Here is a 12,310-nt window from a genome sequence, read left to right as displayed (position 1 = left end):
ATAGGTTAGACTGCAGCCATGATTAAGCCTTGTTATTACTGCGCAGTTTAAATGCTGAAGACAATTTCAATCGATCAGCTCAAAGCTGGTATGTATGTAGACGGTATTGCCAAACAAGCTGGCGGTAAGCATCACAACATAAAAAAAGCGGGCAAGGTGCCTAGCCAAAGTGTTGTTGATTTGATGCGTAAAAAAGGCGTGGTTGAAGTCGTTATCGATACCGATCGAGGCGACGATCTCCCTCAATCCCCAGTTCCTGCAAAACAAGCCAAAACAACACCAGATAAAGCGGAACAACATGGCAGTGCCAGTTTCGCTGACGAAATGGTAAAAGCAGAGAAACTCTATACCGAAGCCAGAGGCCTACAACAAAAAGCACTGGATGATATCGCAGCCGGTAAGACCCTTGAAATTAAGCCGATGGCAGAACTAACAGGATCATTCATCGATTCTGTGTTCCGCAATCAAGATGCATTGCTCTGCTTAACCCGCATCCGCGAAAAAGATTCTTATCTACTCGAACATTCCATCAATGTATCTATTCTGATGGCCGTGTTTGCTAAGCATCTAAAATTAGATCGAAAAATAACCGATCAAATCTGCTTAGGTGCACTGCTCCATGATTTAGGCAAAATTAAAATCGCCGAAGAGGTGCTACATAAGCCGGGTAAATTAACTGCCGAAGAGTTTCAGTTAATGAAAAATCACGTGGTATATAGTCGGGATGTGGTCATTGAAAGCGGCGTTGAAGTTCCACGTTTAACCATGGAAGTCATTATTCAACACCATGAGAAACTCAACGGCGGCGGTTACCCATATAAATTAACGGCCAATAAAATTTCAAAGTATGGTCGCATGGTGTCTATCGTCGACATATATGACGCACTAACGGCGGACCGTTGTTATAAGCGTGGCATGGTGCCGAACGCAGCATTAGGGATCTTAAAAGGCTTATGTCCGGATCAATTAGATGCCGACTTGGTATTAGAGTTTATTCGCTGCATGAGTATCTATCCGGTTGGCACTCTGGTGAAACTGGAAAGTGAAAAATTAGGCATTGTCACCAAAACTAATGAAAAAGAGCTCACTAAACCGCAAGTAAAAGTGTTTTACAGTGTCAAGTATCAGCATCATATTGACGTAGAATTTATCGATCTTGCAGACCCTAAATGCAATGAAAAGATCGCCTCCTGCGAAAAGCCTGAGACCCATAAATTAGACATCCAAAAGTATTTCTAATCGCCAACCTTCGCGTTTCCCATACCTCCTTTTTGTTATGGCACACATCCTGCTTTAGTTATTGAACTGTTCAGGTGCAAACCATAGCAGCCCAACAATCACAAACATAAGTGATTGATAAAAATAATTAAATTTATTAAAGCGAAGCTAATTTTCACTCCTTGCTCAACAAGGCGTGAAATTTTTGCACTTAATTGGCGCATTTTGCACCAATTAAATGCGCTCGATTTAAACTGGAGGAATTGTGGAAGACATCAATAGCGCGGTGGAAACACTGCTTCAAAGTGCCGACACTCTATTTGTACTGGGCGGTGCCATCATGGTATTGGCCATGCACGCCGGCTTTGCCTTTTTGGAAGTGGGTACCGTACGCGAAAAAAACCAGGTCAACGCCTTAGTGAAAATCATCACTGACTTCGGCGTTTCGACATTAGGTTACTTTTTTGTTGGTTATTGGCTGGCTTATGGCGAGCACTTTTTCGCCAGTGCAGACACTTTAGCTGCAGACAACGGTTATCAGCTGGTCAAATTTTTCTTCCTGCTGACTTTCGCTGCTGCCATCCCAGCCATTGTCAGTGGTGGCGTTGCCGAGCGTGCGCGCTTCTACCCCATGCTATTAGCTTCTCTGCTGTGTGTTTCTCTGCTCTATCCCACCTTTGAAGGTATGATCTGGAATGGTAATTATGGCTTCCAGACTTGGTTGGAAGAGAGTTTTGGCGCCCAATTCCACGATTTCGCAGGCTCCGTTGTGGTTCATGGTGTCGGCGGTTGGATCGCACTTGCTGCCATCATGTTGCTCGGTACTCGTCAAGGGCGTGTTAAAGGTGGCACCGTCGTTGGTTTCGCTCCCTCCAATATCCCTATGCTAGCGCTAGGTGCATGGGTTCTGACCGTAGGATGGTTTGGTTTTAATGTCATGTCTGCTCAGCAACTGACAGGTATATCAGGCCTCGTGGCATTGAACTCGCTGATGGCCATGGTTGGCGGTATTGTCGTTGCCATGCTGATGGGTAAAAACGACCCAGGCTTTATCCATAATGGTCCTTTAGCCGGCCTTGTGGCTGTTTGTGCAGGCTCGGACTTGATGCATCCTATTGGTGCACTGATCGTTGGATCTGTTGCTGGCGGCTTATTCATCGTCGTCTTTACCTACCTGCAGAATCGCCGCCCGGATATCGATGACGTATTGGGTGTTTGGCCTTTGCACGGTTTATGCGGCGTTTGGGGCGGTATCGCTGCGGGCATCTTCGGTCTGGAAGCGCTTGGCGGCCTTGGCGGTGTAACCTTTATGAGCCAACTGATCGGCTCTATTACGGGTCTAGTTATTGCGCTGGTTGGCGGCTTCGTTATCTACGGGCTAGTTAAAACCATCATAGGTATTCGTCTGAGCCAAGAGGATGAATTCCAAGGCGCTGATTTAGCGATTCACAAGATTAAAGCAATCAACTCCGAAGTGCCTTAACCTCTGCACTTAACATGAAAAAGGGCATTCCGCGGAATGCCCTTTTTTGTGCTTACAATCTAATCAATCAACCTAATGAGATGATGGATAGAGTGAAGCTTTTCGTTAGTCGTCAGTAATCACGAAGTTGCGACCCGCTTCTTTGGCCCGATAAAGATACTCATCCACCCCTTGGTACATATTATCCAAACAACTAGATAGCTGGTTGGTAACTCCCGCGCTAAAGGTCACCTGAAGCTCTGTATCACCATACATAAAGGGTTGCTGCGCCACCATCAAACGAAAGCCTTCTAAAAGCTGATTGGCTTGATCGTTATTTAGGCCGGGCATCATGATACAAAACTCTTCACCGCCCATACGCGCGCAAATAAAACGAGGAAAGGCCTGCGTCATCTTAGATGCCAGTTGTCGTAACACCTCATCGCCAGCTTCATGGCCGTAGTTATCATTCAGTTGCTTGAAGTGATCAATATCCAGCATCGCCAACGCCAATTGCTGACCTTTGGCAACCGCTTGCTCATGGTGCTTCCCACCTGTGGTGAAAAAGTAGCGGCGGTTATAGAGCTGAGTTAGATAATCCCTATTGGCTGCGTCCTGGATCGCCTGGATCAACTCCATCTCTTCCAGGTTATGCATTAAACGGCAGTGAAACTCTTCATGAAAGAAAGGCTTACGCAAGAAGTCATTGGCGCCATTTTTAATAAACTTGGCGGACAACGCACCACTTTCAGTGGATGACAGGCCGATAATCACCAGTTCGTGCTTATCTTTTTCGGTGCGCACCTGCTTGACCAATTCGAACCCATCCATTTCAGGCATCGCATAGTCGGTGATCAGGATACTGACATCGGGATGTTGAGCTAAGACTTTAAGGGCTTCCTTACCATCTTTCGCTTCTAACACTTGGTATAAATGCTGCTGTAGCAAGCCTTTAATGAAACGGCGGGTAGTGCCGGAATCATCAGCGACCAGTACTTTAATATGACGATTTTTTTGCAAGCGACGCAGCAGCTTTACGACATAGTCGTAACTATGACGACTCTCTTTAACGACGTAATCCACTACTCCCATACTCAGCAGGCGCTCTCGCCGCTCATCATCATAACTACCGGTTAACACCACGGTAGGTATTTGACGATCAAGCACGAGTTCAACCACTTCACCATTGGGCGCGTCAGGAAGATTCAGATCGACAACAGCGGCAAAAAACTCACCATCGCTATCAAGCTGTTCACGACAACTTGCTAAATCGGTTTGGGTTACAACATCAACATCCAGCCCCTGTAAGATCAAATGACGAATAATCTTCAGCACCATAGGGCTGTCTTCTACAACCAGGATCCGCTCCATATCCGTTATCTTCTCCAGATAAGTGAGAATACTTAAAACAGAATCAGTATGTGGTGCCTGTACCTGGCTAAACTACATCGAGGATCTCAAGCCCTAGCATGTAGCTCCCGTCCCCTTGGGGCGTACACCGAATCACTTTGGTCTTAGCATTGAGTGCAGGAACCATTTGGTCAGCGGCTTCAAGCCGTGCTTCCAGTTCCATATCTGCATCAATCATTTCATCTACCGACACTGCCATCCCAGTTGCACTGAGGTTGATACAGGTTCCCTCATAACGAGAGTCCGTCGTCACTTGCGTTAATGTGACTTCAGCATTCACCATCATGCGGTAGAAATTTCTACGATCATCATGCGAGATCATCGCATCCTCCCTGTTTGGTTGCCTAACTTATTGGCTTATCCAGCGCTGTGAATATAACCTCGCATTGCCTCTTTCACCACTTCCGAGCACAGATCTGAGAGCGGCGTACAGGTTCTGCTAATACCAGAGCCTTTTCGCCACAGCATCACGATGTCCCGTGTTGGTTGCGGTGCGCTAAAATTAGCGTAGCAAAGGCCGTGGGATTTACCTGTTTCTGAACAGGCCAATAACGGCATTAATGTGATCCCCCTCCCCAAAGCCACCATATGACGTAAGGTTTCCAAGCTAGTCGCGCGAAAACTGGGATCCTCTTCCGCGCCAGCAGCAAAACAGACACCGAGCGCTTGATCCCGCAAACAGTGGCCATCTTCCAGCATCAGCACAGATTCGCCCTGCAATTGCGCCAGCTGCAAGGAGGGTTGCTGCAACAGAGGGTGATCAGATGCGGCGGCGAGCAGCATTGGCTCCTGATAAAGCAGCCGGTCATCATATTTCTCCATCCCCGGCAATTTAGCCAAAATAAGCGCATCCAATTTGCCTTGTCCCAGTTGCTCTAATAACACCTCGGTTTGCAACTCATGCAATTCGACTCTTAGCGCTGGAAACTCTCTTTGCACCGCAGGTAGCAGATGAGGCAAAAGATAAGGCGCCACCGTCGGTATCAGTCCCAGTCGCAATGTGGTCGCCATAGGATCACGCCAACGTTCGGCCTCATGTTTAACTTCGTCCACAGCTAACAATACCTGCCTTGCTTGAGCCACGATGGCCTCTCCAGCCGGCGTAAACATCATGCTGCGACGACTGCGTTCCACCAGCTGCAGACCCAACTCATCTTCCAACTTACTTAGCTGGCCACTGAGCGTGGGCTGACTGACATAGCAACTCGCGGCAGCGCGGCCGAAGTGGCCAGTATCATGTAATGCGATTAAGTACTGAAAATCTCTAATGTTCATCTTTAATAGCCAAAACCTATCACTAAAATAAATATAAACGATTTCACCAATATAACAATCCCACCTATAGTTACTCCCGAAGCAAGCAATGACCCGGGCAAAACGCCCCACAGATAATCAACTGGAGCACGACATGGCTTTTGAAAACAAAGAAGGACAACGCGTCCCTAACGTTACTTTCCACACTCGCAAAGACGATCAGTGGGTTGATATCAGCACAAACGAGTTGTTCGCAGGTAAAACCGTCGCTGTATTCGCCTTACCGGGTGCATTTACGCCAACGTGTTCAAGCACACACCTGCCACGCTACAACGAGTTGGCGCCCGTGTTGTTTGAAAACGGCGTCGATGAGATCGTTTGTTTAAGTGTTAACGACACCTTTGTAATGAATGCATGGTTAGCCGACCAAGAAGCAGAAAACATCACCGTTATTCCAGACGGCAATGGCGAGTTCAGTGAAGGTATGGGTCTGCTGGTTGATAAAGATGACCTCGGCTTTGGCAAGCGTTCATGGCGCTACAGCATGTTGGTGAAAGATGGCGTGATTGCAAAAATGTTCATCGAGCCAGAAAAGCCAGGCGACCCGTTTGAAGTATCTGACGCTGACACCATGCTGGAATATATCAATCCGCAGGCAAAAGCACCGTCGTCAATCAGCATCATCACTAAGCCAGGATGCCCGTTCTGTGCCCGCGCTAAGCAAGCCCTGCTCGACAAAGGCTTGCGTTACGAAGAAGTGATTCTGGGCACCGACGCCACTAGCGTCAGCCTCAAAGCCATTTCTGGCCGCAGCACTGTGCCGCAAGTCTTCATCGACGGTAAGCACATCGGCGGTAGCGAAGAGTTAGACGCCCATTTGGCCGGCTAATTAAGTCATCGCCATGTCAGCGGCGGGTCACACCGCCGCCCCATATTTTTAACGCGATGGATGGCTAAGCCATCGATCGTGACAGTATAAGAGGTTCGATATGCAACAACTGAACGTAGATGTCGCTGTGATCGGCGCAGGCACCGCTGGCCTTGGCGCTTACCGCGCAGCAAAAGAACACAACGCCAGCGTCGTCATGATCGAAGGTGGCCCTTACGGTACGACATGCGCACGCGTCGGTTGTATGCCATCGAAACTACTGATTGCCGCCGCCGAAGCCGCCCACGATATCGGCAAGGCCGACAAGTTTGGTATTGAAGTGCCCGCCAAGCCAATCATTCATGGCAAGCAGGTGATGCAGCGGGTAAAAAGCGAGCGTGACCGCTTTGCCGGCTTCGTAGTTGAAGCGGTCGATGGTATTCCGGCTGAAGACAAGATCCGTGGTTACGCCAAGTTTATCGATGCCACAACGCTGCAGATCGATGATCACACCCAGATCACAGCCAAGCGCATTGTTATCGCCACCGGCTCTCGCCCCACTTATCCCGCACCATGGGCAGAACTGGGTGACCGTTTACTAATTAACGATGATGTCTTCGAATGGGACGACCTGCCAGAATCTGTGGCCGTATTTGGACCCGGCGTTATTGGCCTGGAGCTAGGGCAAGCACTGCACCGGCTTGGTGTACGTGTGTTGATGTTTGGTGTCGGTAACCAAGTCGGTCCGCTGAGCGATCCCGATGTCGCCGAATACGCCCGCAACACCTTTGCCGAAGAGTTCTATCTTGATGCGGATGCCAAAGTTGAAACCATCAAGCGTGATGGCAACCGTGTGTTCCTCGCCTATAACGATAAGCAGGGCGAATATATCGAAACCCATGTTGACTACGTGATAGCCGCCACGGGTCGCCGTCCTAACGTTGATAAGCTGGGACTGGAAAACATCAATATCGAGCTGGATGAACGGGGTGTACCCACGGCAGATCACTACACACTGCAAACCTCAGTGCCGAATCTGTTTATTGCGGGTGATGCCAGTAATCAAATCCCGCTATTGCACGAAGCGGCTGATCAAGGGCGTATCGCCGGAGACAATGCCGGACGCTTTCCCGATATTCGTGCCGGTCTGCGCCGCAGCGCCATCGCTGCCGTATTTTCTGACCCACAAATCGCTATGGTCGGTCAAAGCCATCGTGAGCTGGAAAAACAGTATGGTAGCTGTGGCTGTTTCGCTACCGGCGAGGTGAGCTTTGAAAATCAGGGCCGTAGCCGAGTGATGCTGAAAAACAAAGGGATGTTGCACGTATACGGTGAGCAGGGCACCGGACGCTTTTTAGGCGCTGAAATGATCGGCCCCAGTGCGGAGCACATCGCCCACCTGCTGGCTTGGGCCCATCAACAAAAGATGACCATTGCCCAGATGTTGGATATGCCGTTCTATCATCCGGTGATCGAAGAGGGCTTGCGCACCGCATTACGTGACCTTAACGCCAAACTGCATTTGGGTCCGGCAATGTTCGAACAGTGCATGGAGTGTGGTCCAGGCGCATAGTGACGGCTCACAATAACCCATATGTGATTTTGTGCTGCAAGTAAAAATAAGGCGCCCCATGGCGCCTTACCTGTTTAATTGATATCTCTCCACGGTTAAATGAGAGCGCACTGCCGCCTAGCTTAAGTCCCACACAGCAAATCCTGTTGCTGGCAGAGTGATAACGCCATCCTTGTTAATACCTTCCCCAACCAGCAGTGACCACTGACCCGCTTTGCTCAATGCCGCCATAAAATCTGCCGTAAGCGCCATGGTTAACGGCCTGTCGACGCTGCGGTTAATCGCGATAACGCAGCACTGCTCAGCATCAAATCGAGCAAACACAAATCCATCCCCTTCAGCATATAGCGTGTGATAGGCGCCCGCCTGCAGTGCGGGTGTTTGCTGGCGCAATGCGATCATCTGCTGATAATGCTGCCACAGAGAGTGATTCCAGTGCGCTTCATCCCAATCAAAACAAGCACGGTTGTAGGGATCATTGCCCCCAACCATGCCCGTTTCATCGCCGTAATAGATACACGGCACACCGGGGTAAGTCATCAGTAACACCGCGGCCAGCTTCATCAGCCCTTCATCTTCATTCAACAGGGTAAAAAAGCGTGCCGTGTCGTGGGTGTCCAGCAAATTAAGTTGGCAAAGCTGAGTGGCATAAGGGGTACGGGAACGGGTTTGACGCAACCAAGCATCGAACTGCTCAGCGCTGAGCTGATGGGGGTGATAATTCACATCCTGCTTTGCCAGAAACGCCCGCAGTGGCAATGCAAAGCCGTAGTAGTTCATCGCTCCATCTTCGAGCTCTCCTTGGGTCCAGCGGGTATTTTCAAAGAAATGTTCACCGAGGAAGTATCCCTCAGGGTTGGTCTCCTTAATTGCTTGGCGCATCTGTCCAAGCACTTTGGCATTGTTATCGGCGTGGGGGCCTTCTCCCATCATATGGATCACATCCACTCGCCAACCATCGACATTATAAGGGGGCTGCATCCAGCGACGGGTGATCGCACCTGGCGCGTCAAAGAAATAAGCCTTTAGCTCAGGGTGGCCCAGATTTAAAACAGGGATCACCTTACTTCCCTGCCAACAAAATTCACTGTCAGGATTATTAGGATCCATAAAGGTGAAGTAGTCGTAATAGGGCGAATGCTTACCTTGGTATGCGCCGATGGAGTCTTGCGTTCCCCAGCGGTTAAACCAGGGATGGGTATCCGAGCAATGATTAAATACTGCATCCAGTAAGATCTTCATACCACGCTGATGCATATCATCGGTCAGCGCAGCGAGGGCTTGATTGCCGCCAAAGTTCAGGTCGACATTTTCATAATCTTCTATGTCGTACTTATGCACACTGGGCGAAGTAAACACCGGATTAAGATAAAGCGCGGTGACGCCAAGCGACTGCAGATAATCCAGTTTATTTTTAACACCGACCAGATCCCCCCCGTAAAACTCTGTATTTGGATTATCCCCATCTATTGGTTCTCCCCAGGGCTTGGCTTTAACCGGTCCCTGATGACGCACTTGATACGCACCTTTCGCCATATCGCAGGTGGGATCACCATTATTAAACCGCTCAACAAAGACCTGATAAAACACCTGTTGTGGCACCCACGCAGGCGGCGCAATACCCACCACGATCTTAAAGCTCTGCTCTCGCATCGGCATATGTGGCGATTCACCGGCAGCATCCAGCCACAACTGGTTATCCTCCGTCACCACCTTGAAGCAATACACGGTGGTAGGTTCCGCTGGATTTAATGGCAATTCAGCTTGATAGCTGAGCCAATCGCCAGCACCTGCAGAGGTAAGAGTCATCGGCAGCAGATACTCTTCGTTATCCGGCTCCGCGCGCAGAAACACCTGCTTTGCATTGAGACTTGAATGCAATAACAGAGTGACCAGGTAAGAGTGATTTGACTGAACCAGATAAGGGGCGATCTGCCAATGTAATAAACGCTGGCCGGAAGCGGCAGCAGAAGACAAGTCAGCAATAGGCGAGGCGGTAATAGGCGACATAAGATCACTCCATGAAAAATACCTCCTCAGAGACTAGATCTAACCGTTAAAAAGTAACAGCGACGGTCACGACAAAACGAGTAATAACTTCGCACTCAGGTATGTTTTAGCAATGCAGCAGAGCAAATAAAGCAGATGTATTACCGCCTATCAAAGCTGCTTCACTTCAGGATGCCGCTCGCTGGCATACAACCGCCATGGATGGCGGGAATGTCGAAAACGCAGGGAGCATTTTTCGACCGTACTTCCTGAACACAGCCTGCCCAGCGAAGCACAGTGGGTATCGTCGCTCTTGTGCATTAGCACACCCCACGAAGTGTATTGGGTGCCATGCACCCGCGACAAAGCTCACCCCGCGCAGCGCTTTGGGCATACGACCGCCATGGATGGCGGGAATGTCGAAAACGCAGGGAGCATTTTTCGACCGTACATCCTGTAACTTACCACTCCTATACATCCATGTATCCGTGGCATACCGTACATCCTGTACGTAAAAAAAAGCCCCCAATCACCGAGGTGTTGGGGGCAAACAAGGGTGGTAATAAGAGGACTAACTCTCTCACCCTATCTCCAGAGAGACGGTTACAGTACGTATTCCATTGCAACTTCATCGCAAGCGTGTTTCTTCGGACAGATATCGCAATCTTTCATCACTTTTTCCGGCAATTGGTCTTTGCTGGTGTATGTGAAGCCCAGTTTCTCAAAGAACATGGGGACCCGAGTCAACACGACTAAACGTTTGAGCTCTAATTCCTTTCCGCGTTGAAGCATGTACTGCACCAGTGCTTTCCCCTGGCCTTGACCATGCTGCGTACGCTCCACTCCTAACGAGCGGATTTCTGCTAACCCCGTGCCGTAGATGTACAAAGATGCACAACCGATAACCTGATTTTCCTGTTCAGCAACAGCAAAATCGAGAATGCTGCGCACCAGGTCATCGCGACTCCGAGGCAATGTTTCGCCCACTTCAGCCCAGTGACTGACGATCTCATCGATGGCATCGAGATCACTTAACTTGGCACTACGCACTTTCAGCACTTCGGCTTTCTGTGCATTCAAGCGCGTCTGCGCTTGCGCTAAAGCGTGTTTTACCTGCTGGTAGGTCGTGCCACCCAGCGCCTGTCCCTGCTGCACATCCACTGGCGCCTTGGCCTGCTGTGCCTTGCCTAATGCTTCTGACACGCTGATCCGTGCGGTACCACCCAACACTTCACGCTTAGCCAAACAGGCATCAATGGTCAGATGCTGATAAACATCTTCTTCAATCTTGTCAGAGAAAGCTTTTAGCTCTGACAGGGCAAAATCTTCCAGAGGTTGCTTCTTAGCGATTGCCGCAACCACCACCTCACCAACAATGTGGTGGGCTTCGCGGAACGGCACATCACGGGCAACCAGATAATCAGCCAGCTCTGTAGCATTAGCATACCCTTGCTGGGCCGCTTCCATGGTCCGATCACGGTTAACTTTTAACCCTTCGAGACACAATGCCGCCATATCCAGGCACATCACCCAGCTATCGATGGCATCAAACAGCCCCTCTTTGTCCTCTTGCATATCTTTGTTATATGCCAGAGGTAGCGCTTTCACTGTCATCATCATGGCAGCCAGCGAGCCATACACTCGGCCGGTTTTGCCGCGGATCAACTCCAGCGCATCGGGGTTTTTCTTCTGTGGCATCAGGGACGATCCCGATGTCACGTTATCACTCAGTTCGATGAAGTTGGCTTCACCCGTGTTGTAGAAGATCAGATCTTCTGACATCCGTGACAGGTGCAGCATGCTGATGCTGGCGCTCGACATCAATTCCATTACATGGTCGCGATCAGATACCGCGTCCAGGCTGTTGTATGTTGGACGAGTAAAACCAAGGCTGTGAGCCAGCTTTTCACGGTCGATAGGATACGCCGTGCCCGCCAGAGCACCTGAGCCCAGTGGGCAGGTATCAAGCCGCTGCATGGCGTCTTTCAGACGGTCGATATCACGATGGAACATCTCGACATAAGCCAGACACCAGTGACCAAAAGTGATCGGCTGCGCGCGTTGCAGGTGGGTATATCCCGGTAACACGGTTTCAGATTCGCGATTAGCCAGGTCCACTAAGGCTTGCTGCAGGCGAACCAGCGCTTCAAGTACCAGATCGCCGTAGTCTTTACACCATAACTTCAGGTCGGTAGCGACCTGATCGTTACGGCTACGACCAGTGTGGAGCTTCTTACCCAAGTCACCGACCTTATCGATCAGCTTGCCTTCAACCCAGCTATGGATATCTTCGGCATCGCTCTGCAGGATCTGCTTAGGATCGGCCTGAACTTCAGCGCGTAGTTGCAACAGCGCCGTTTCCAGCGCTTTCACCTCTTCATCACTGAGCACGCCGACGCTATTCAGCGCACCCGCCCAAGCGATCGAGCCCATGATATCCTGCTCGGCCAGCTGGTAATCAAACTTCAACGAGTCGTTGAACTCTTTAAACCGGCTGTCTGCCGCCTGGGAAAAACGTCCACCCCACAACGCCATC

General features: G+C 50.0%; 9 protein-coding genes. 4 read left to right on the top strand and 5 right to left on the bottom strand.

What is annotated here, in order from left to right; all coding sequences use genetic code 11:
• The first annotated feature begins 51 nt into the window (after positions 1-51).
• Together EXY25_RS06320 and EXY25_RS06315 are read left to right on the top strand one after the other, a co-directional pair.
• Positions 52-1,239, top strand: coding sequence for a cyclic di-GMP phosphodiesterase (locus tag EXY25_RS06320; protein ID WP_130566145.1), 1,188 nt, complete (start codon positions 52-54; stop codon positions 1,237-1,239).
• Between the two features lie 244 nt (positions 1,240-1,483).
• A complete protein-coding gene (locus EXY25_RS06315) occupies positions 1,484-2,701 on the top strand; it encodes an ammonium transporter (RefSeq protein WP_130566144.1) in 1,218 nt (405 codons plus the stop codon).
• A gap of 105 nt (positions 2,702-2,806) precedes the next feature.
• On the opposite strand, the gene EXY25_RS06310 is transcribed toward EXY25_RS06315, so the two are convergent.
• The 3 genes from EXY25_RS06310 to oxyR all read right to left on the bottom strand — a co-directional run bounded on the left by EXY25_RS06310 (position 2,807) and on the right by oxyR (position 5,365).
• Entirely contained in the window at positions 2,807-4,051 is a 1,245-nt protein-coding gene (locus tag EXY25_RS06310) for a diguanylate cyclase (RefSeq protein ID WP_114339605.1), read from the bottom strand.
• 67 nt (positions 4,052-4,118) lie between these two features.
• Positions 4,119-4,412, bottom strand: coding sequence for a PilZ domain-containing protein (locus tag EXY25_RS06305; RefSeq protein WP_114339606.1), 294 nt, complete (start codon positions 4,410-4,412; stop codon positions 4,119-4,121).
• Between the two features lie 35 nt (positions 4,413-4,447).
• Positions 4,448-5,365 (bottom strand): DNA-binding transcriptional regulator OxyR, encoded by a 918-nt coding sequence (gene oxyR / locus EXY25_RS06300; RefSeq protein ID WP_130566143.1) that lies wholly within the window; start codon positions 5,363-5,365, stop codon positions 4,448-4,450.
• 133 nt (positions 5,366-5,498) lie between these two features.
• On the opposite strand from oxyR, the gene EXY25_RS06295 reads away from it, so the two are divergent.
• Positions 5,499-6,233 (top strand): glutathione peroxidase, encoded by a 735-nt coding sequence (locus EXY25_RS06295; RefSeq protein ID WP_114339608.1) that lies wholly within the window; start codon positions 5,499-5,501, stop codon positions 6,231-6,233.
• Positions 6,234-6,333: 100 nt separating this feature from the next.
• Entirely contained in the window at positions 6,334-7,785 is a 1,452-nt protein-coding gene (locus EXY25_RS06290) for a dihydrolipoyl dehydrogenase (RefSeq protein WP_130566142.1), read from the top strand.
• Positions 7,786-7,902: 117 nt separating this feature from the next.
• Here EXY25_RS06290 and malZ read toward each other — a convergent pair whose 3' ends face one another.
• Positions 7,903-9,795, bottom strand: coding sequence for a maltodextrin glucosidase (gene malZ, locus EXY25_RS06285; RefSeq protein ID WP_130566141.1), 1,893 nt, complete (start codon positions 9,793-9,795; stop codon positions 7,903-7,905).
• Positions 9,796-10,377: 582 nt separating this feature from the next.
• Complete coding sequence (gene argH / locus EXY25_RS06280; RefSeq protein ID WP_114339615.1) at positions 10,378-12,309, bottom strand: argininosuccinate lyase; 1,932 nt, start codon at positions 12,307-12,309, stop codon at positions 10,378-10,380.
• Position 12,310 lies beyond the last annotated feature (1 nt).

It is taken from the genome of Corallincola spongiicola, from assembly GCF_004284785.1.
Classification (GTDB): Bacteria; Pseudomonadota; Gammaproteobacteria; order Enterobacterales; family Neiellaceae; genus Corallincola; species Corallincola holothuriorum.
Note: the sequence above shows the minus strand (reverse complement) of the source record. Positions and strands in the feature narration are given on the sequence as shown.

Coding starts and splice junctions, on each gene's coding strand:
- EXY25_RS06320 (WP_130566145.1), top strand. CDS start 52: ATGCTGAAGACAATTTCAATCGATCAGCTCAAAGCTGGTATGTATGTA.
- EXY25_RS06290 (WP_130566142.1), top strand. CDS start 6,334: ATGCAACAACTGAACGTAGATGTCGCTGTGATCGGCGCAGGCACCGCT.
- oxyR (WP_130566143.1), bottom strand. CDS start 5,365: ATGAACATTAGAGATTTTCAGTACTTAATCGCATTACATGATACTGGC.
- argH (WP_114339615.1), bottom strand. CDS start 12,309: ATGGCGTTGTGGGGTGGACGTTTTTCCCAGGCGGCAGACAGCCGGTTT.
- EXY25_RS06310 (WP_114339605.1), bottom strand. CDS start 4,051: ATGGAGCGGATCCTGGTTGTAGAAGACAGCCCTATGGTGCTGAAGATT.
- EXY25_RS06305 (WP_114339606.1), bottom strand. CDS start 4,412: ATGATCTCGCATGATGATCGTAGAAATTTCTACCGCATGATGGTGAAT.
- malZ (WP_130566141.1), bottom strand. CDS start 9,795: ATGTCGCCTATTACCGCCTCGCCTATTGCTGACTTGTCTTCTGCTGCC.
- EXY25_RS06295 (WP_114339608.1), top strand. CDS start 5,499: ATGGCTTTTGAAAACAAAGAAGGACAACGCGTCCCTAACGTTACTTTC.